This is a genomic window from Streptomyces sp. NPDC044033 (assembly GCF_056434425.1).
This window is the reverse complement of sequence record NZ_JBWKFF010000021.1, coordinates 21,682-42,530: the sequence shown is the minus strand read 5'-3', so window position 1 is coordinate 42,530 and position 20,849 is coordinate 21,682. Positions and strand designations below refer to the sequence as shown.

The window sequence follows — 20,849 nt, the reverse complement described above, 5'->3', positions numbered from 1 at the left end:
GGTGACATTCCCGACCACGATTCGGCCACCGTACGGTTGCCCCATGCTCACCGCGCGCTCCATCGCTCTCTTCCTCCTCGCCGCCCTCCTGGAGATCGGGGGCGCGTGGCTCATCTGGCAGGGCGTGCGCGAGCAGCGCGGCTGGGCGTGGATCGGCGGCGGCATCGTCGCCCTCGGCGCGTACGGCTTCGTCGCCACCCTCCAGCCGGACGCGGACTTCGGCCGGATCCTCGCCGCCTACGGCGGGGTGTTCGTCGCCGGTTCGCTGGCCTGGGGCATGGCCGCGGACGGCTACCGCCCGGACCGCTTCGACGTGATCGGCGCGCTCGTCTGCCTCGCCGGGGTCGCCGTGATCATGTACGCGCCGCGCGGCCGGTGAGCCCCGGCGGCCGGGCATATCCTGCGAAGAAACGTAAAGAGTCGCCACAGCGGCCCCACGCGTACGCGCACCCGCGCGATCTGCGATGGGCGCCGCACACCCGAGAGCGCGGCCCGTACGACCGTACGAGCCGCCCCGCACCCCGCGCCCGAGGAGAGCCCCCATGCCCGCTGACGCCGCCTCCGCCACCGCCCGTACCGCAGTCATCACCGGTGCCAGCAGCGGCATCGGCGCCGCCACCGCCCGCCGGCTCGCCGCCGCCGGCTACCGCGTCGACCTCACCGCCCGCCGCAAGGACCGCGTCGAGGCGCTCGCCGCCGAACTGGCCGAGGCGGGCCACCGGGCCGACGCCCACGCGCTCGACGTCACGGACCGCGCCGCCGTGGACGCCTTCGCGGCCGGGCTCGACCGCTGCGACGTACTGATCAACAACGCGGGCGGCGCCCTGGGCACCGACCCCGTCGCCTCCGCCGACCCCGCCGACTGGCGCGCCATGTACGAGGTCAACGTCCTCGGCGTGCTCAACACCACCCAGGCCCTGCTCCCCGCCCTGGTCGCCTCCGGCGACGGCACGGTCCTGATCCTCTCCTCCACCGCGGGCCTCGGCACGTACGAGGGAGGCGGGGGCTACGTCGCCGCCAAGCACGGCGCGCACGCCATCGCGGAGACGCTGCGCCTGGAGCTGTGCGGGCAGCCCGTACGCGTCATAGAGATCGCGCCGGGCATGGTCAAGACCGACGAGTTCGCCCTCACCCGCTTCCGCGGCGACCAGGAGAAGGCCGCCAAGGTCTACGCGGGCGTGGCCGAGCCGCTGACCGCCGACGACGTCGCCGACACCATCGCCTGGACAGTCACCCGCCCCGCCCACGTCAACGTCGACCTCCTGGTCCTGCGCCCCCGGGCCCAGGCGTCCAACTACAAGGTGCACCGCGAGAACTGACCGCCCGAGCCGCCCCCGTACCGAGGAGGAGCACCATGCGCGTCACCGCCTTCGACCACCTGGTCCTCAACGTCGCCGACCCCGAGCGCTCCCTGGCCTTCTACTGCGGCCCCCTCGGCCTGGAGCCGGTCCGGGTGGACGAATGGCGCGCCGGAAAGGCGCCGTTCCCCTCGGTGCGGGTCGGCCCGACCACCATCATCGACCTGGTCCAGGGCGACCGGGGCGAGTCCAACGTCGACCACTTCTGCCTGACCGTCGAACCCCTCGACTGGCAACAGGTCATCGAATCCGGGGACTTCACCGTCACCGAGGGCCCCGTCACCCGCTTCGGCGCCCGCGGCGACGCCCAGTCCATCTACATCCTGGACCCGGACGGCAACAGGGTCGAACTCCGCTGGTACCCGGGGGACGCCGGATAGCACCGCGCCGGCCCCGCCACTTACCCGGCCCCGCCACTCACCCGGCCAGGGCCGGCCGGGCGACGGTCCGTGCCCGGTCGTAGAGGTCGCGGGCAACGGCGTTCCTCACGTGCGGGCGCAACAGCCCGAACATCACCTTCACGCGCTCGTCGGCGCGGCCCGACTGAACCATGGGGTAGTCGTCGAGTGCCTGGTGCCAGGTGGCGCAAGCCGCTTCGAGGTGGCCGATCTCCAGTTGCCGCTCCGCCAGGGTGGCCCGGTGCCGCACCCGGGCGCGGCGGTAGACGCTGTAGCGCACCTTGTCCGACTGCCGCATGGCCTCGATGGCACCGGCTACGTCGCCCAGTTCGTAACGGACCTGGCTGACGTGGTAGTTCAGCGACGCCGGATCGTACGAACCGAATGCCTTGCCCCGCGCCTCCGCACGGTCCATGGCGGCTTCCGCCTCGCGGAGGTGGCGCAGGGCCGCTGTGCGATCCCCGGTCTTCGCGGCCGCGTGGCCCTGCTGACCGGCGAGGAAGGCCCGCATCCGGGGCCCGGCCGCGGGTGCGGCGGCGGCAGCCGCATCCGCCAGCTCCACCGCCCTGCCACCGTGCCCCAGGTCGACGGCCTGAACGCTCATGCCGCGCAGCACGGTGCAGTACGTCAGATGGTCCTCGGCCGCCCCCGCCAGTTCCAGCGCCTTGACGTAGTAGCGCTGCGCGAGACCGTGCAGCCCTTCGTCCACGGCCATGTAGCCGGTCAGATAGAGCAGGTCGGAAGCGGCGGAGAGCATCGCTCGGCGCACCTCGGCCGACGCGTCGGCGCGTAGGTACGCCGCAACCGTGTTGACCATGAACGAAGCCGCCATGGGGCGCGCGTGACGGCCGCCCAACTGGTCGTCGAGCTCCGAGACGCGCTCGGTCATGGCCACGACCATGTCCACGTCGCTCACCCCGATCCGCGCAACACGCCCGGACTCCACCGCCTCGGCCCGGCCGATCACATCGGGCCACCCAGGGATCGTGAGGGCCACGGAGAACAGCCCCGCCCCCAGGACGCTCCGACGGGACGGGTCCAGTTGAGTCGGCCCGGGGCGCGGTTCAGGCATTGCTGCCTGCCCGTTTCCCCGGACCGCTCTCCGAACCCGGCGTACTCCTCTCGGAGTACCGGGCTCTCCACGGTCTCGTCCGTCAGGCATGGGCAGGAACCTCCCAAGGGGTGGGGATCTTCGGCCGGTGCCGGTAGCGGGTGACCGCAACCGTATCCAGCGCGAAAAGTGCGATCCCGTCCGCCGAGAGCGGCTTCCAGCGACCGGCATTGCGGTCGTAGAAGCGCCGACGGACGTCCTTCCACTTCCAGCGGTGCCGTGCCATCAGCAAGGAGTTCACCCGGCGCCAGACGAAGTGATCCAAGGCCCGGAGCGCGCGCTTGCAGACAGCGTGCTTGAAGTAGTTGACCCACCCGCGAGTGATCTGGTTGATCCGGATCAGCACCTTGCGGATGTCCTGCTGCGACGTTCTGCCCGTCAGGGCTCGAATCTTGTCCTTAAGCTGCCGAATAGGCCGGTCAGCGATGTAGGTGTAGACGTGCCACTTATTTGCAGCACCCCTCTTGCGGCGCCACTGGATGCGGAACCCCAAGAAGTCGAACCCGTCCGACATGTGCACGATCTGGGTCTTCGCTGGTGACAGCCGTAGACCCAGGGGCCGCAACACGTCGGTGACTTCCTCTTGCAGGGCCTCGACGTCGTTTCGTTGACCGTGCACGAGGACAACGAAATCGTCCGCGTAGCGGACGATGCGCCATCTCGGCAGGCCGTAGTGACGTCGACGGCTGCGCTTGTAGGCGGTGGACATGCTTCCGCCCTCCAGCCAGGGGCCGTGAAGGTGCTCGTCGAGCTCCGACAAGGCGATGTTGGCCAAGAGGGGCGAGAGGATGCCGCCTTGAGGCGTGCCGGTGAACGTCTCCTCGTAGGAGGCGACCTCAGTGAGGACTCCGGCCTTGAGGAAGGCTTTCACCAGACGGAGCACGCGCTTGTCCTTGATCCGCTTGCGCACTCGGTCCATCAGGGCCGTGTGATCAATGGAGTCAAAGCACGCCTCGATATCAGCGTCCAGCACCCAGCGATACCCCTTGGTGCCAAACTGGTGGATCTCGGCGATTGCGTCCTGTGCCCGCCGCCTCGGCCTGAACCCGAAAGAGACCGGCTGGAAGTCGGCCTCAAAGATCGGTTCCAGCACCAGCTTCAACGCAGCCTGGACCACGCGATCGGCAACGGTCGGGATGCCGAGCTTGCGCACCTTGCCGCTGCTGCCGGGCTTAGGGATCTTCCGTTCGCGCACCGGCAGCGGACAGAACTCGCCCGCCTTCAGCGCCCGGCGCAGATCCTCCAAGAACCCCGGGACACCAAGCTCCCGTTCCACCTGGTCGACGGTGAGACCGTCCACTCCAGGCGTCCGGGCGCCAGTGTTCCCCGCGACCCGTTCGAACGCTGCGAGCAGCGTCCTCGGGTCATGCACGAGGTTGAACAGATCGTCGAACTGTCGGCCTGGATCGGCCGCCGCCCAACGGTGAAGCTTGGTCTGCATCCCCGATACCCCCCGTTCCGGCCCATCGGGCTGTTTCGGTGGAGCGCTGCTATTCAGCAGTGCGTCTTTCGGCATTGCAGTCCCTCCCTTCTGATTCCGCTGCCGCCCTTCCCCACGTACTGGGCTTTCCCCAGCTCCGAGTACTACGGCGGCTCCGCCCCGCTCTGGCCCGGTCGGCCGACGATGAGCCCAGCCACTTCCCGCCCTGGCGAGGCGAGTTGGGGCGGGACCAGAACGTTTCCCGTGTTCACACGTTGATCGCTTGTCGAAGTAGGAGCCCGACTTTGCCCCCGCGGCCTCACCACAGCTACCCCGCAGCACTTCACTGTGGCCTCTACGGGCAGCTGGACAAGATCGCCCGAAGAGTTCCCCGCCGTTAGACGAGCGACAGGGACCCACCGCTTCCGGCCCGTATCCGCCAGGTTCGAGCCGGCTGGAAGTAAGGAGGCGTAAGACGCCGGTTCCTCGCGTACTCCTCTCCGTCTTGCTGGCCGGACCCGCCCCATCTGGCAGTTCTGGAACGTCCCGACTTTGTCGGGGCTGCTTACCGCCCTCCCCGGCATCTCCCGGATCAGGCTGCCCCCAGCTTCACCGAACTGCTGCGACAGCCCGGCGGTGAAGGTCTCTCACCTCCACACGATCTACGTGCGCTTTCCACGGCGCACTGTCCTGCCTCCCCAGATCGACCAGTCCTTCCACGCTATCCGCGGCAGCGGGAGAGCGGCCGCCCGAAACCGGCAGACCGGCCTCGGCATGGGTCACAGGCCGGTCGAGTCGGCGCGAGAAGGCTTCGAGGATGCACGCTCGTACAGCGCCGCGAGGAATGGTTCCGCCGAGCCAGTGGCTCACGGCCGACTCGTCGTAGCGGAGCGACATGCCGGTCTCCGTGCCAACCCGGTTCACAGCCCAAGCGCACTGGCGATACGTCCATCGGCTCTCAACGATCAGGCGGCCGAGAGCTGCGTTCGGTTGGCGTCCCGCCATGACCTTCAACTCCTCGAACCTATGCGGACTTTCAAGGCTTTCAAGTCCCGACACCACCGCAACGGTATCGCTGTAAGTGTCCGCACGGTTGCGTAGAGGCAGGGCCGATCCCCTCCCTGATCGCAGAAGAAGACCTGCCACCCGGGAGAGCCCACCGCCACGAGGTGGCGGTCACCTCGCCCGGCTGCCTCGCGATGACGGGCGACAGCCGGACGGGCCCGCTCTGCGGCAACCGCCGCGGATACCGCTTCAACCCTAGGAGGAGAACTCCATGAATGTGGACGAATTGTTCACCGGCGATCTGGTCACCGGAGTGCCGGCCATGAGCGCCGCACTGCAGGACAAGATGCCGGGCGGCGGCGACAACAACGGCGACCACTGCAAGTGATGCACGCATGAAGTGCGGCGGAGCGGGGCTGACCGGGCCTCGCCCCGCCGCACCACTTTCGGAAGGTAATCACATGCTCTCGATGCGTCTGTGCCTGCCGGACCTGGACCGCCCGTACTGGCGTTTCCATGAGGGGCGTTGGTCCAGCGGAACCAGCTGGATCAAGTCCGCGACTGTCTCAGCACTCGCAATGGAATTCGACGATGACTGGGCCCCTAGCGTCGCTCTCAAGGTGAGTGAGTGCAAGGAGGGAGAGGCGGACTTCGTAACGGTCGCGATGAAACCGCGTGAAGTCCGGGTGTCAGCGGGCTTGTTCGGCACGGCTCCTCTCTACCTTGTAGCCGCCGGGAACGTGTTGCATGCGTCATGGCACCTGGCCGAACTGCATCCGTACATGCGAACCGACCGACTCGTGGCGCGCACCATGGCCCGGACTCTGACCCGGCAGCACCGGTACACCGCCGACACGCTGTTCGACGGGGTGTACCGGCTCACCGAACGAGCCACAGCCATCTTCACCTCTTCCGGCCTCACCATGCGGTACCCGGAGCCTGCCGAACACGTCCTGGCGCCCCGTACGCTGCGCACCGACGTAGACCCCCTGCAGGTATTTGATGCGCTACTCACCGAGGCCGTCCGCGAAGCCCCCGCAGCGACTGGTTGTGTAGGGCTCGAACTCTCGGGCGGAGCCGACTCCGGCAACGTCGCCCTGGCAGTGAACACGGTCGGCTTCCACGAGGTGCACAGCTTCGGTCTCCTGATGGGCGGCGGCATCGGCGCAGAACAAAAAGCGCGCCGACAGGTTCTGGTGGACCATTGCGGCTTCCATGACACGCTCATTCCCGCCATGCAGCACCCGCCGTTCGTACCAGGCGGAGTGCGGGCACTCGGCGAGCCCCACGACCCCGCAGGCGCGTTCTACCAAGAGGCATTCGATGTCGTCCGCGCCCAGGCAGCAGCCCGTGGCTGCGAGATCGTGTTCACCGGCAGCGGCGGCGATGAGGTCAACGCTCACCATTCGCGGACGAGTGCGAAACTTCCGACGGCGGAACCCGTGCCGTGGCTTGGCCCCCGGGCCACCGAAGCGCTCGCCGATGTGAACGAGCAGCTGGCGCCGATGCCAGTGCTTCCGGTGCCGACACTGATGGCGTTCGGGCTCCACAACCCCGGTTTCCTCCGCCTGGGCGTCTGGCCTGTAAGCCCGCTGGTACACCCCCGCATCGTGCGATTCATGGAGCAGCTGCCGCACGAGCACAAGCGCGGAAAGGCTCTGCTCCGGGAGCGCCTACGGCGTGCCGGAATGCCAGAGGCAGTCGCCTCGCCGCAGGAACCGGAGAACTTCCTCGGGGTCATGGAAGGAGGGCTCCGCTCATACGGGCTCCGCATCCTGGACGGCATGACACGGGAATCAGTGCTGGCCGATCTCGGCTACGTTGATCCCAAAGCGCTCGCCCGGGCCGGAGCAGACGCCGAGCGCTCGCCAACGGTGCCCGACTTGCTGTACGACGTGCTTGCCCTGGAAGTCGGGCTGCGGAGCCTCATGTGATGACGCCGACGGGGAAGCCGCGACATGAAAGCATCGAACCTCTTCTACCGAGCCCCCGCTCTGTACGACGCGGTCCAGGAGGACAGCAGCAGCGCCGGCATCTGCCGCGCCCTGATCGAGCGCCACCGCCCGGACGCCACCACGCTGGTGGACTTTGGATGCGGGACCGGACGCGACCTGGAACTCCTGGCCAAACGCTTCGAGTGCATCGGCGTAGACCTCCAGCCCGGTCTGGTCGACTACGCACACCGGGTACGGCCCGCACTCGACATCCGCATCGGTGACATGCGAACCGTCCGGCTTCAGCGGTACGCGGACGCCGTGGTGTGTCTCGGCAACTCCCTTGCCTACGTGCACGACAACGACGACATCAGCGCGGTATTCGCCACCTTCGCCGCGCACACGCGTCCCGGCGCGATTCTCGTTCTCTGCTCGCCCGTATCGCCCATCGTCCGCCCCGAGCCCTCCATCGCTGCCGTCGAGACGCCGGCCGGCCCCGCACAGGTCGCCATCAGCTACGAATGGGACCTGCGAACGCAGATCAACACCATGCATAGACTCTGGTCCCTGCCATCCGGCGAAGACGCGCAAGACACGATTCGGCGACGCGTACTGTTTCCGCGCGAGCTGGAACACTACGCATCCTGCGCGGGGTTCGAGGTGGTGGACATGCTGAATGGACTGGGTGCCACGCTCACCGGCCCGATCGCCTACACAACGGCCCGGTACGCACGATGAGCTCAGAACCCCCTACCGGCCCGGAGCACATCGAGTTGCGCGCACCGCCTGCGCTGCACTCAGGCGCGGATCGCGTGCCGATACTCGGCGCGTCTGGAGGTCCTGGACGCGTACAGAGCCTTCATCGAGAACCGCTTCTGCGGCATCAGGGCCCGCCTTGCGGCCTGCGCCGTGCGAGGCGGAGTTGAAAGACAGTCGCCTCCAAGGCCGCAGGACGATGCAGGGGCCCGCGTATCCCCGCCTCCACACCGAACAAGCTATTTGACGCGGGTGAAGATCTCGGAGACAGGCAGGTAGCAGTGGCCTGTTCGACTGGCGTGGCTCTTCTCGTGACTCATCAGTTCGTCCAGCCTGCTGCGCTGGTCCAGGACTGCCATGAAGTGCCGCCATCCGTCGTGATGGGCGTACTCAGGCTGTAGACCGCCAATGCGTCCTGTGTGCACCCTTCGACCCTGACGTATAGGCCGAGGGTGTTCTTCCCCATAGCGCGCTGAGCCCGGACCGGTGTCGGCCCGGGCCCAACCGATCACGTACAGCGCCGGCGCTCAGCCCTTCACGCAGATGACCTGCTTGAGCTTGGCGACGACCTCGACCAGGTCCCGCTGCTGGTCGATGACCTGCTCGATCGGCTTGTACGCGGCCGGGATCTCGTCCACGACGCCCGAGTCCTTGCGGCACTCCACGCCGCGCGTCTGGTCCTCCAGGTCCTTCGTGGAGAACCGCTTCTTCGCGGCGCCCCGGCTCATGCGGCGGCCCGCGCCGTGGGAGGCCGAGTTGAAGGACGCGGCGTTGCCGAGGCCCTTGACGATGTACGAGCCGGTGCCCATGGAGCCCGGGATGATGCCGTACTCGCCGCTGCCCGCGCGGATCGCGCCCTTGCGGGTGACGAGCAGGTCCATGCCGTCGTAACGCTCCTCCGCCACGTAGTTGTGGTGGCAGGAGATGACAGGGTCAAAGGTCACGCGCGCCTTCTTGAACTCCCGGCGGACGACGTCCTGGGACAGCGCCATCATGATGTCGCGGTTGTGCTTCGCGTACTCCTGCGCCCAGAAGAGGTCGTGCCGGTAGGCCGCCATCTGCGGGGTGTCCGAGACGAAGACCGCGAGGTCGCGGTCGACCAGGCCCTGGTTGTGCGGCAGCTTCTGAGCCTGCCCGATGTGGTACTCGGCCAGCTCTTTGCCGATGTTGCGCGACCCGGAGTGCAGCATGATCCACACGCAGTCGTCGGAGTCGATGCAGAACTCCCAGAAATGATTTCCCTGCCCCAGCGAACCCATCTGCTTCACGGCCCGCCCCTGCCGGAACTTGACCGCCTCCGCCACCCCGTCGAACCGCGCCCAGAAGTCGTCCCACCCGGCCGTCGGGAAACCGTGCATCCGCCCTGGGTCCACCGGATCGTCGTGCATCGCCCGTCCCACCGGAATCGCCTGCTCGATCTTCGACCGCAGCCGCGACAGATCGCCCGGCAGGTCGTTGGCGGTGAGCGACGTCTTGACCGCCGACATGCCGCAGCCGATGTCCACCCCGACCGCCGCCGGGCAGACCGCCCCGCGCATGGCGATCACCGAGCCGACCGTCGCGCCCTTGCCGAAGTGCACGTCCGGCATCACGGCCAGGCCCTTGATCCACGGCAGCGTGGAGACATTGCGCAGTTGCTGCATCGCGCCGCCCTCGACCGTCGCCGGATCGGCCCACATGCGGATAGGGACCTGTGCCCCGGGCACCTCGGTGTACGACATGACCTACCTCATTCCCCCACAAAACCCTCAGAGCGCAAAAGCCGGACCTAACGTCAGATTGACGGCGGCGAACCGGCAGGCGCGGCAGTACGTGCGGTAGACATTGTGTCCAGCCGCCACCTCGGGGCGGCAACCAGTTTTCCGGCGAAAGGAGCCATGAACAGTGCAGCGAAAGGCGTACGCACCGGTCGCCGCACTGGCCGCGGCCGTGCTCACCGTCGGGCTGGCGAGCGGCTGCAGCGGAGGGTCCGGGACGACCGGCACCGGCGAGGACTCCAAGTCCGGGGACGCCGACCCCTCCGCCACCGCCGCGCAGCCCGGCAAGTACCACTCGCTCCCCGAGCCCTGCGGAAAGGTCGACCGCAAGACCCTGCGCACCATGCTGCCGGGCCCCGACGGCCAGAGCGAGCAGGACGCCGAGAAGGCATACGCCGGCCAGCCCACCCTCACCTACGACACCGACCGCCGCGTCGGCTGCCGCTGGAACGTGGAGGCGCCCGACGGCACCCGCCATCTGACGGTCGACTACGAGCGCGTGGTCTCCTACGACCCTGCGGTCAGCGACGACGACCGGGCGCGGCAGCTCTACGAGGCGCGGGCGAGCACCGCGAACATCCCGACCGACTCGTCTTCGGGCCACCCCCCGAGCCACCCCTCGACCGACGGGCCCGCCGACTCCTCGAAGCTGAAGAAGCAGAAGAAGCAGAACGACACGGACAAGGCGAAGGGCGCCAAGTCCGCTCAGCTCTCCAAGGAACTCGACGCCGGGCAGGGCCCCACCCCCACCGCCACCTCCGGCGTCCCGTCCTCTCCCCCCTCCCCCACCACGAACGCCGCCGACCTCGCCCCCAGGCTCCTCGACGACCTCGGCGACGACGCGTTCCTCAACGACCGGCTCGCCACCCCCGACTCAGGTGCGCACCGCGACATCACCATCGTCTTCCGGTCCTCGAACGTCCTCGTCACCATCGGCTACGACCAGTGGGCGATCGACAAGCAGCATGTCCCCAGCAGCGAAGACCTCCAGGACAAGGCCCGCGGACTGGCCCATGAACTCGCCGGGTACTTCAGCGACTGACCCGGCGAGTATCGCCACATTTGGGCCGCCCCCGCGCCCCGGCCGCGTACCGTGCCGATAGCCCCACCCGGCTACCGCCGGCCCCAACCGGATCCGCCCGGCCACCGCCGGCCCGCCCGTCGACACCGAATGAGCGAAGGACCCATGCGCAGAACAGCCTCGCGACTCGCCCGAATCCTCGCCTGCGGAGCAGTACCGGTGATGCTCGTCGCCACCGGCTGCTCCGACGACTCCGGCTCGAAGAAGGAATCGTCGAGCTCGTCCTCCGCCTCCTCCTCGGCCAGCGCCTCGCCCACCGTCAAGGCGGCGGCGTTCTCCAAGATCCCCGAGCCCTGCAAGGAGATCTCCACGAAGACGGTCGAGAAGCTGGTGCCCAACGTGGAGGACAAGAAGGGCAAGGTCCTGCCGCCTCCCAAGAACGACAGCTCCAGCTCCTGCCTGTGGAGCGGCTCGGACGACGACGACGTCAAGAACATCCAGTACCGCTCCCTCAGCACCTCCGTCAGCCTCTTCGCCTCCCACCCCACCTTCGGCTCCGGTGACCAGCGCGCCAAGGCGTACGTCACCCAGGAGACCGAGAAGGCGACCAAGGCGGAGGGGGCGAAGAACGTCAAGACCGGCACGGCCGACGGCATCGGCGACCAGGCCACCACGGTCAAGGCCGAGTCCAGGAAGGACGGCGACAACTACCGTGACCAGCGGGTCGTCGCCCGTACCTCCAATGTCGTCGTCACCGTCGAATACGACGGCGCGGGCTTCCAGGGTGCCAAGTCGCCCGACGCCGACGAGCTTTTGAAGCAGGCGGAGTCCGCCGCCAAGGAGGCTGTCGCCTCCATCGCCGCCGCCAACAAGTAGCCCCTAGCAACAGCCGCCGCACCCCGCCCCGAACGGGTGTGCCAGTCTTGGCGCGCTGGCATTCGAGGGCGGGGAGGGATCGCGGGTGTCCGCGACGGAAGTGACCAAGCTGACGCGTACGCACCGCATACTCATCGGGCTCGTCGTGGCGGGAGCGGCGGTGATCGCCGGAATCGGCTTCGCCGGTTCGTACTCCGCCGTGCGCGACCTCGCCCTCAAGAAGGGCTTCGGCGGATTCGCCAACGTCCTGCCCATCGGCATCGACGCCGGGATCGTCGTCCTGCTGGCGCTGGACCTGCTCCTCACCTGGATCCGGATACCCTTCCCCCTCCTGCGCCAGACCGCCTGGCTGCTCACCGCCGCCACCATCGCCTTCAACGGCGCGGCCGCCTGGCCCGACCCGCTCGGCGTCGGCATGCACGCGGTCATCCCGGTGCTCTTCGTCGTCTCCATCGAGGCGGCGCGGCACGCGGTCGGCCGGATCGCCGACATCACCGCCGACCGCCACATGGAAGGCGTTCGCCTCACCCGCTGGCTGCTCTCCCCCATCCCCACGTTCCGACTGTGGCGGCGGATGAAGCTGTGGGAACTGCGCAGCTACGAACAGGTCATCCAGCTGGAACAGGAGCGCCTCGTCTACCGGGCCCGGCTCCAGGCCCGCTACGGCCGTGCCTGGCGGCGCAGGGCCCCGGTCGAATCGCTGATGCCGCTGCGGCTGGCGCGGTTCGGGGTCCCGCTCTCGGAGACCGGCCCGGCGGGCCTGGCCGCCGCGGGCATCACCCCGGCCACGGCCCTGGTCCCGACGCTGCCGCCGTCGGGTACGCACCGCCCGGCCATCGCGGCCCCGGCTGAGCCGCTGCCACGGGAGCAACCGGCCACGGCTGCGGCTGCGGCTGCGGCTGCGGCTGCGGCTGCGGAACAACAGGCTGCGGGCACGGCTGCGGAACAGTCGGTTGCCGGGCAGGGCCCGGTGGAAGAGCGTCCCGCCGGTGCGGGACAGGCCGTCGGTGCGGGACAGGCCGTCGCCGTAGGGCAGCCTGCCGCCAACGGGCAGCAGGCCGACGTCCAAGCCCCGGCCGTGGAGCAGGTAGCGGGCGCGGCACAGTCCGCGGGCGCGGGCCAGGCCGCCGGTGCGGCGCACAGCACAGCCGCGGAGCAGGCCGCTGCCAACAGCCAAGCCCCCGCGGCCCAGCAGGTTCAGCAGGTTCAGCAGCCCCAGCAGGCTGAGCAGGTACGTACCGCCGCGCACCCCCCGGCCGCACCACAGGTCCCCGGCGCTCCTCAGCAGGCGCAGTACGCCCCGCAAGCGCCCGCCGCCCCGCAGCAACCGCAGTACGCCGAGCAGACACCGGCCGCCACCCCCCAGCAGCAGGCGCAGTACGCACCACAGCCCCCTGCCACCCCCCAGCAGGCGCAGTACGCCCCGCAAGCCCCCGCCACCCCCCAGCAACCCCAGTACGCCGAGCACGCCCCCGCCGCTCAGCACCTGCCGCCCACCGGGCAAGCCCCCGCCACAGACCAGCCGCGGTACGCCCCGCAAGCGGCCGCCGCTCCCCGGCAGGTCCAGCACACGGAGCTCCCCGCCCAGCAGGCGCAGTACTCCGAGCACGCCCCCGCCACTCAGCAGTTCCCGTCCGCCGGGCAAGCCGCCGCCGCGGGCCAGCCGCAGTACGCCCCGCACCCGCCCGCCGCTGCCGCCGCTGCCGCCGAAGAGCACGGGCACGGGCACGAGTACGGACGCGGGTACGCCCCCACGCCCGTACAAGCCCAGGCGGCAGCGCCCCCGGCGCCGCAAGCGTCAGCGGAGACGCACGTCAACCCCTGGTTCGCCGCTCCGGCCGCAGCCCCTGCCCCCGTCGCCGAGCACGAGCACGAGCAGCAGCGGGAAGCGGCGGCGGCCGAGGACGGCGCGGCCGACTCCGAGGGCGCTCATCTGGAGCAGTTGTTCTCCGCCTATCGCCGGTACAAGGAGAACAACGGCGACTTCCCCAACGCCCGTCAGCTCGGTGTCCACCTCGCCGACGTCGACGGCGTGACCAACGAGAGCGGCGGGCCGCTCACCGAAGGCGAGCTGCGCGGGTTCCTGCGGGACTTCCGGCAGCGCTACCACACCGAGGCCGACGCGGACAGCGCGCGCTGACCACGGCGGAACTCACCACAGAACTCGCGGCAAAGCCCGCGACGGAACTCACAGCCGCACTCACGGCCGAATCCACGACGGAGGGCCGCCACCCTGGTCAACCGACCGGGTGACGGCCCTCCGTCGATGGGCGCCGCTTACGCGCCGAGCAGCTTGCGCACCCGGTCCGCCCCCACCGCCAGCAGCAGCGTGGGCAGTCGCGGGCCCGTGTCACGGCTGACCAGCAGCCGGTACAGGAGCGCGAAGAACGAACGCTGCGCGACCTTGAGCTCCGGCGTCGGCTTGGCGTCCGGTTCCAGGCCCGCCTGGATCTTCGGGACGCCGTAGACGAGCGTGGTCAGCCCGTCCAGCGACCAGTGCTCATCGAGCCCGGCCAGCAGCAGCCGCAGCGACTCGCGCGCGTCGTCGTCCAGGGACGCCAGCAGTTCGGCGTCCGGCTCGTCCCGCAGGATCGTGCGCTGCTCGGCCGGTACCTGGGTGGTGACCCAGTGCTGCGCGCGGTCGAGCCGCGGCCGGGTCTCGTCGAGCGCGGCGACCGGGTTGGCCGGGTCGAGCTCGCTGAGGATGCGCAGCGTCTGCTCGTCCTGGCCGCCGGTGATGTCCACGACCGAGGCGAGCGTGCGGTACGGCAGCGGGCGCGGCGTCTTCGGGAGTTCGGCGGCGGCGGTGCGGGTGGCACGCCCGTACGCGGCGACGTCGGCGGGCTGCGCCGAGCCGTCCGCGATCTTGCGCTCCAGGGCGTCCCACTCGTCGTACAGCCGCTGGATCTCCTGGTCGAAGGCGATCTTGAAGGACTGGTTGGGCTTGCGGCGCGCGTACAGCCAGCGCAGCAGCGGCGCCTCCATGATCTCCAGCGCGTCGGCCGGGGTCGGGACCCCGCCCTTCGAGGAGGACATCTTGGCCATGCCGCTGATGCCGACGAAGGCGTACATCGGGCCGATCGGCTGCCGGCCGTCGAAGACCTCGCGGACGATCTGGCCGCCGACGACGTACGAGGAGCCGGGCGAGGAGTGGTCGACGCCGCTGGGCTCGAAGACGACGCCCTCGTACGCCCAGCGCATCGGCCAGTCGACCTTCCAGACCAGCTTGCCGCGGTCGTGCTCGCGCAGCAGCACCGTCTCCTCGTGCCCGCAGGCGCAGCGGTAGGACAGCTCGGTCGACTCGTCGTCGTACGCGGTGACGGTCGTCAGGTCGCGGTCGCACACGGAGCAGTAGGGCTTGTACGGGAAGTAGCCCCCACCGCCCGTGCTGCCGTCGTCCTCGTCCGCGGCGCCGGAGCCCTCGGCGGCCTCCAGCTCGGCCTCGTCGACGGGCTTCTGACCCTGCTTCTGACCCTGCTTCTGGCCGCCCTTGGCCGCGCCGCCCGGCTTGTCCTTCGTCCGGTACCGGTCGAGGATCTCGTCGATCCGGCCGCGGTTGCGCATCGCGTGCAGGACCTGCTCGCGGTACGTACCGGACGTGTACTGCTCGGTCTGGCTGATGCCGCGGAACTCGATGCCGAGCTCCTCCAGCGCCTTGATCATCGGCGCCTTGAAGTGCTCGGCCCAGTTGGCGTACGAGCTGCCGGGCGGGGCCGGCACGGAGGTGAGCGGCTTGCCGATGTGCTCCGACCAGGACGAGTCGACGCCGGCCGGGACCTTGCGGTACCGGTCGTAGTCGTCCCAGGAAATGATGTGCACGCAGTCGTGCCCACGGCGCCGGATCTCATCGGCCACCAGGTGCGGGGTCATGACCTCGCGCAGGTTGCCCAGATGGATCGGGCCGGAGGGGCTGAGGCCCGAGGCGCAGACAATGGGTTTGCCGGGGGCATGACGCTCCGCCTCGGCAATGACCTCGTCGGCGAATCGGGAGACCCAGTCGGCCTCGGTGCTCTGAGCCACGTTCGGCACTTCCTTCCTTGCGGTCAGCGTCGACCATTGTCCCAGACGGCAAGGGTGCCCCGGGGGTTCCGCCGCCGCCCGTGAATTAACCGGCCGGGGCTTTCGCCAAGGCCCGTGAATTACCCGGCCGGGCCGGTGGGAGGCCCGTGGGATACTTGCGACTGACCCAGACGACCTCACACGGAATGGCAACCCATGGCTTCGGTCCCTTCCCTCGCCGCTACGGTCCACCAGCGCGTCGCGGACGCCCTCTCGGCAGCCCTGCCCGAGGCCGGCGCCGCCGACCCGCTGCTGCGACGTAGCGACCGAGCGGATTTCCAGGCCAACGGGATGCTGGCGCTGGCGAAGAAGCTGAAGGGCAACCCCCGCGAGCTGGCCGCCAAGGTCGTCGAGGGGCTGCCGACCGGTGACCTGCTCTCCGACGTCGAGGTCTCCGGGCCCGGCTTCCTGAACATCACCGTCGCCGACTCCGCGATCACCGCCACGCTCGCGGCGCGCGCAGCCGACGACCGGCTCGGCGTCCCGTACGCACCGGACCCGGGCACCACCGTCATCGACTACTCCCAGCCCAACGTGGCCAAGGAGATGCACGTCGGCCATCTGCGCTCGACGGTGATCGGCGACGCGATCGTCAAGATCCTGGAGCACCGGGGCGAGAAGGTGGTCCGCCGCCACCACATCGGCGACTGGGGCACCCAGTTCGGCATGCTCATCCAGTACCTGATCGAGCACCCCGCCGAGCTGGACCACGCTTCTGACTCCGCGGCCGCCGCGAACGGCGCCGACGGCGAGGGCGAGGCCGCCATGGCGCGCCTCAACCGCCTCTACAAGGCGTCGCGCGCGCTCTTCGACTCCGACGAGGAGTTCAAGGGCCGCGCCCGCGACCGGGTGGTGGCCCTCCAGTCCGGCGACGAGGAGACCCTCGCCCTCTGGCACAAGATCGTCGACGAGTCGAAGATCTACTTCCAGGGCGTGTACGAGAAGCTCGACGTGGAGATCCGCGACGAGGACATCGTCGGCGAGAGCGCGTACAACGACGACCTGATCAACGTCGTCAAGGAGCTGGAGGAGTCCGGCGTCGCCGTCCGCTCCGACGGCGCCCTGTGCGTCTTCTTCGACGACGTCAAGGGCCCGGACGGCAACCCGACGCCGCTCATCGTCCAGAAGTCCAACGGCGGCTTCGGCTACGCGGCCACCGACCTCGCCGCCATCCGCGACCGGGTCGGCGGGCTGGGCGCCGACACGCTCCTCTACGTCGTGGACGCCCGGCAGGCCCTGCACTTCCGGATGGTCTTCGAGACCGCCCGCCGGGCCGGCTGGCTCCCCGAGGACACCGCGCGGCAACTCCCCTTCGGCACCGTGCTCGGCAAGGACGGCAAGCCCTTCAAGACCCGTGAGGGCGAGACGGTCCGGCTGGTCGACCTGCTGGACGAGGCGATCGACCGCGCGTCGGCCGTCGTGCGGGAGAAGGCCAAGGACCTCACCGAGGCGGAGATCGCCGAGCGCGGCGCGCAGGTGGGCATCGGCGCGGTCAAGTACGCGGACCTGTCCACGTCGATGACCCGCGACTACGTCTTCGACCTCGACCGGATGGTGTCCCTCAACGGCGACACCAGCGTCTACCTCCAGTACGCGTACGCGCGCATCCAGTCCATCCTGCGCAAGGCCGGCGACAAGCGTCCGGTCCCGCACCCGGAGCTGGCGCTGGCCCCCGCCGAGCGGGCGCTGGGCCTGCACCTCGACGACTTCGCCGAGATCCTGGAGGCGGTCGCCGAGACGTACGAGCCGCACAAGCTCGCCGCGTACCTCTACCAGCTGGCCTCGCACTACGCGACGTTCTATGAGCAGTGCCCGGTCGTGAAGGCCGAGGTCCCCGCCGACGTCGCCGAGAACCGCCTCTTCCTGTGCGAGCTCACCGCCCGCACGCTGCGGCAGGGCATGGCGCTCCTGGGCATCCGCACCCCCGAGCGCCTCTGACCGTTACGGCCGCCTGGCAGCGGAACGTCACGACTGGTCGTTCCGCTTCCAGACGTGCTGGGAGTCCCAGTAGTCGTACTTCGGCGCGCCCTTCATCCCGGACGTGCGGAACGGCTTGCCGTGGTCGTCGATCCGCACCGTTCCGTGCCGGCCGCCGCTGCTCCACTCCAGCTCCAGGTACCAGCTGACCGTGTGGCTTTCGGCGTGCGCCTGGATGTTCAGCACCTGGGGGTCGTTCAGCGACACCTTGTACGGAAAGTCCGTGGCGGGGATCTTCACGTCGCCCTGCTCACCGGCGACCGGCCGCGTCACCGGGCGGTCGGCGTCGAGGTCGATGGCGAACGACCTCGGGGTCAGCCCGCCGCCGCAGCCGCTCCCCATGGAGTACGCCGACCAGTCGAGCGGCGCCGAACGCCCCACCACGCGTACGTGCAGCGCCTGGAGGACCACCGTCTTTCCGGTCCCCTGCACGACCAGTTCGGTCTTCGACGTACCGCCGGTGACCGCGCCCAGGCTCCGCGCCCACGCGCTGGTGTCCTGTTCGGTCGGCGGCGCCGGCACCTGGGCGGGCGTGTCGCCCAGCAGGTAGTACTGGGAGCAGCGGTCCTCCCAGGAGTTGATCCGGCTGTTCACGGTCAGCGGCACGCCCGTGGCGTCCTCGTCCGGGCCCGCGGCCTCGCTGGGGCCGGGGTCCTCGCCGGGGGCCTTCGCGCCGCCGCGCGACGCGGTCGGCGAGGGTGAGGCGCTCTTGGACTTCTCGGCCTCGGCGCTCGATTCGGAGGCGCTGTCGGGCGAGCCGCGCTCCGGCAGCCGCGGGATACGCGCGTCGGCGCTCGGCAGGGGCGCGGCCGAGTGGCCCGCGGACGCCCCGCTCCCGCCGTCCGGCCCCCCGGTCACCTGTCCCACCGCCACGACGGCGGGCACGGCGAGCACCGCCACCCCGGCGCCCACCAGGGCGACCCGCTTCCGCGTCCAGCGGCGGACGGCGGACGCGGGCTTCGGCGCGGGCTCGGGCTCGGGCTCGGGCTCGGGCTCGGGCTCGGGCTTCAGCACGGTCGCGGGCTTCGGCGCGGGCACGTGAACGAGCGCGGTCGAGGGCTCGTCCTCCGGCACGGACTCCGCTCGCGGCTCCGGCCGTGACTCGGGCTCCGGCTCCGGCTCCGGTCGCGGCGCCGGGGCGGGGGCCGCCGCCGAGGGCTTGCGCCGCCGCGCCGCGTCCGCGACGATCCAGCGCCGGTGCACCTCCACCAGCTCGTCCGGCGTCGCACCGCACAGCCGCGCGAGACGTTCCACGGGGGCGTAGTCGGTGGGCACGGCGTCGCCGTTGCAGTAGCGGTGCAGCGTGGACGTACTCACGTGGAGCTTCCCCGCCAGGACGCCGTAGCTGCGTCCCGAACGGCCCTTCAGCTCCCGGAGCAGGGCGGCAAAGTCCTCTGTCTCACTCGCCACACCCACCAGCCCCCTCCAACTCCGTCCCGGAAGCGCGTTCCAGGGGTAGGGCTTCTCCCCAGGTCAGTTTATGCGCGGCCGTTCCAGCTTCCCGAATACCCGGGCGGCCATTGCGGCTGGAACACGCCTCCTCGCAGGCTGTGGACATGTCGCGGCGGGTTCCGCGGCTCCACCCCGCCCTCCAGCGCCACCCGTTCCAGGAGCAGTCATGCGTTCACGCGTCCGGTTCAACCTCATCGACGTCGTGGCCGTCGCCGTGTTCGTGGCATCCACCATCACCGTCGTGGCGCTCGTCCGTTCCTTCTGACCAGCCCGGGGAGAACTCCGCTCATGGCCATGTCCCGCAGCACCCGCACCATCGCCGTAGCCGCGGCGGCGATCGCCGCCGCCGTTTCCCTGTCCGCCTGCCAGTCCCAGGGGACCGACGACAAGGCCGGCGCGAGCGCCGCCGCTTCCGCGGCCCCGGGCGGCTCCGCCAACGACCCCAAGGCCGACAGCGCGCCCGGCGGCTCCCAGAAGCACGCCGACTCCGCGGCGCGCACGGGCGGCAAGAGCGGCAGTGCGGCCGAGAGCGGCAGCGCGGCCGAGGGCGGGAGCGCGAGCGATCAGGGCCCCGTCAAGCTCGCCTGCACCGGCGACAACCTCAAGGTCACCGTCGGCAATCTGACGCGTCCCATCAACCACTTGCTGCTCACGGCCACCAACACCGGCTCGAAGCCGTGCAACGCCTACTCCTACCCGCTGCTCCGGTTCGGCGAGGACCAGTCCGTATCCGCCCGGCCCATGGAGGACACGAAGCCGCAGGCCGTCGTCACTCTCTCCCCCGGCGAATCGGCGTACGCGGGGGTCGCCCTCGGCGGCGACGGCGATCACGGCCGCACCGCGACGTCGCTGGCCGTCTTCTTCAGCGGCGTCGGCGGGTCCGGCTCCACCGGTGCGGCCGCCCACCCGGCGCTGCCCGCCGGCGGCGCGTACTACGACGACTCGGCCCAGGTCACCTACTGGCAGCGCGACAAGGCCGACGCCATCCAGTAGGCCCGCGCCTTCCGCGCCCCCGGTCCGCCGAAAGCCGGACCCCGGGACGCGGCACAGACCGTGGGCGGGGTTCCGCCCACGGAGACACCCGCACCGAGTGATCGCCCCCGCTTCCGCCCGGTGCGGGTGTCTCACCCCGCGAAGGGGTCGGCAGGGGCGCCTGGGGCGCCGCCGCCCAGCTCGAACCACATCATCTTGCCGCCCAGCCCCTGCTGCTGGTCCCGCAGCGAGAAGCCGCCCCAGCTGTCCGCGCACAGCCGTACGAGCCCCAGCCCCCGGCCCCGCTCGACGTCCGCGGGCGGCACGGCCGGCTCCCCGGCCGTCGCCAGGGCCGGCAGCTTGGGGTTGGCGTCCCACACGCTCACCCGCACCCGCTCCCCGTCCCGCCGTACGCGCACGGAGGCGGGCCCGTCGGCGTAGCGGTAGGAGTTGGTGACGAGTTCGGAGGTCAGCAGCTCCGCGGTGTCGGCGAACGCCGAGAAGCCGTGCTCCTCGAAGATGGTGCGCAGCGTCCGGCGCGCGATGCAGGGAGCGAGCGGGTCGCTCGGCACCTGGAGGGTGTACTCCCAGTCCTCGGGCGGCCCGGCCTCGAACGGTTCCGGCGCACAACTCATACGCGCCTCCCTAGCGTGAGCGAATTGACACACACCGTAAGGCAGCCCGGTGCATGCGGGTTGCGGCTTGCGGAAAATACATGCACCCGATGGACCCCCGAGGTTTACGCCGCCAGAC

General features: G+C 70.1%; 16 protein-coding genes. 10 read left to right on the top strand and 6 right to left on the bottom strand.

Features of this window, described 5'->3' with window-relative positions; all coding sequences use genetic code 11:
- The first annotated feature begins 43 nt into the window (after positions 1-43).
- The 3 genes from AC07AB_RS30815 (at position 44) to AC07AB_RS30805 (ending at position 1,738) form a co-directional block, all read left to right on the top strand.
- Positions 44-379, top strand: coding sequence for a YnfA family protein (locus tag AC07AB_RS30815; protein WP_478573694.1), 336 nt, complete (start codon positions 44-46; stop codon positions 377-379).
- A gap of 163 nt (positions 380-542) precedes the next feature.
- Complete coding sequence (locus AC07AB_RS30810; RefSeq protein WP_478573692.1) at positions 543-1,319, top strand: SDR family NAD(P)-dependent oxidoreductase; 777 nt, start codon at positions 543-545, stop codon at positions 1,317-1,319.
- A gap of 35 nt (positions 1,320-1,354) precedes the next feature.
- The gene (locus AC07AB_RS30805; protein WP_478573689.1) at positions 1,355-1,738 is read left to right on the top strand and encodes a VOC family protein; all 384 of its coding nucleotides are present in this window, start codon (positions 1,355-1,357) and stop codon (positions 1,736-1,738) included.
- A gap of 37 nt (positions 1,739-1,775) precedes the next feature.
- On the opposite strand, the gene AC07AB_RS30800 is transcribed toward AC07AB_RS30805, so the two are convergent.
- Together AC07AB_RS30800 and ltrA are read right to left on the bottom strand one after the other, a co-directional pair.
- Entirely contained in the window at positions 1,776-2,828 is a 1,053-nt protein-coding gene (locus tag AC07AB_RS30800; protein ID WP_478573686.1) for a transcriptional regulator, read from the bottom strand.
- A gap of 82 nt (positions 2,829-2,910) precedes the next feature.
- Positions 2,911-4,383 carry a group II intron reverse transcriptase/maturase gene (gene ltrA, locus AC07AB_RS30795; RefSeq protein WP_478573684.1) on the bottom strand — a complete coding sequence of 491 codons (1,473 nt, stop codon included), beginning with the start codon at positions 4,381-4,383 and terminating at the stop codon, positions 2,911-2,913.
- Positions 4,384-5,753: 1,370 nt separating this feature from the next.
- Between ltrA and AC07AB_RS30790 the strand changes: the two genes are divergently transcribed.
- Together AC07AB_RS30790 and AC07AB_RS30785 are read left to right on the top strand one after the other, a co-directional pair.
- Positions 5,754-7,226, top strand: coding sequence for an asparagine synthase-related protein (locus AC07AB_RS30790; protein WP_478573681.1), 1,473 nt, complete (start codon positions 5,754-5,756; stop codon positions 7,224-7,226).
- 24 nt (positions 7,227-7,250) lie between these two features.
- Positions 7,251-7,964: a class I SAM-dependent methyltransferase gene (locus tag AC07AB_RS30785; RefSeq protein ID WP_478573679.1), complete on the top strand. Its 714-nt coding sequence runs from the start codon at positions 7,251-7,253 to the stop codon at positions 7,962-7,964.
- 545 nt (positions 7,965-8,509) lie between these two features.
- Here AC07AB_RS30785 and AC07AB_RS30780 read toward each other — a convergent pair.
- Complete coding sequence (locus AC07AB_RS30780; protein ID WP_478573676.1) at positions 8,510-9,703, bottom strand: RtcB family protein; 1,194 nt, start codon at positions 9,701-9,703, stop codon at positions 8,510-8,512.
- 163 nt (positions 9,704-9,866) lie between these two features.
- On the opposite strand from AC07AB_RS30780, the gene AC07AB_RS30775 reads away from it, so the two are divergent.
- The 3 genes from AC07AB_RS30775 (at position 9,867) to AC07AB_RS30765 (ending at position 13,776) form a co-directional block, all read left to right on the top strand.
- Entirely contained in the window at positions 9,867-10,781 is a 915-nt protein-coding gene (locus AC07AB_RS30775; protein WP_478573674.1) for a hypothetical protein, read from the top strand.
- 144 nt (positions 10,782-10,925) lie between these two features.
- Positions 10,926-11,636 carry a hypothetical protein gene (locus AC07AB_RS30770; protein WP_478573672.1) on the top strand — a complete coding sequence of 237 codons (711 nt, stop codon included), beginning with the start codon at positions 10,926-10,928 and terminating at the stop codon, positions 11,634-11,636.
- Between the two features lie 85 nt (positions 11,637-11,721).
- Entirely contained in the window at positions 11,722-13,776 is a 2,055-nt protein-coding gene (locus AC07AB_RS30765) for a DUF2637 domain-containing protein (protein ID WP_478573669.1), read from the top strand.
- Positions 13,777-13,913: 137 nt separating this feature from the next.
- Here the strand turns inward: AC07AB_RS30765 and lysS are convergent, their stop codons facing one another.
- Positions 13,914-15,665 carry a lysine--tRNA ligase gene (gene lysS, locus AC07AB_RS30760; protein ID WP_478573667.1) on the bottom strand — a complete coding sequence of 584 codons (1,752 nt, stop codon included), beginning with the start codon at positions 15,663-15,665 and terminating at the stop codon, positions 13,914-13,916.
- A 186-nt stretch (positions 15,666-15,851) separates the two neighbouring features.
- On the opposite strand from lysS, the gene argS reads away from it, so the two are divergent.
- Positions 15,852-17,633 (top strand): arginine--tRNA ligase, encoded by a 1,782-nt coding sequence (argS, locus tag AC07AB_RS30755; RefSeq protein ID WP_478573664.1) that lies wholly within the window; start codon positions 15,852-15,854, stop codon positions 17,631-17,633.
- A gap of 27 nt (positions 17,634-17,660) precedes the next feature.
- Here the strand turns inward: argS and AC07AB_RS30750 are convergent, their stop codons facing one another.
- Entirely contained in the window at positions 17,661-19,082 is a 1,422-nt protein-coding gene (locus tag AC07AB_RS30750) for a helix-turn-helix domain-containing protein (protein ID WP_478573662.1), read from the bottom strand.
- A 336-nt stretch (positions 19,083-19,418) separates the two neighbouring features.
- Here AC07AB_RS30750 and AC07AB_RS30745 point away from each other — a divergent pair, with 336 nt between their 5' ends.
- Positions 19,419-20,117: a DUF4232 domain-containing protein gene (locus tag AC07AB_RS30745; RefSeq protein WP_478573659.1), complete on the top strand. Its 699-nt coding sequence runs from the start codon at positions 19,419-19,421 to the stop codon at positions 20,115-20,117.
- Between the two features lie 131 nt (positions 20,118-20,248).
- On the opposite strand, the gene AC07AB_RS30740 is transcribed toward AC07AB_RS30745, so the two are convergent.
- Complete coding sequence (locus AC07AB_RS30740; protein ID WP_478573657.1) at positions 20,249-20,731, bottom strand: ATP-binding protein; 483 nt, start codon at positions 20,729-20,731, stop codon at positions 20,249-20,251.
- Between the last annotated feature and the right edge of the window lie 118 nt (positions 20,732-20,849).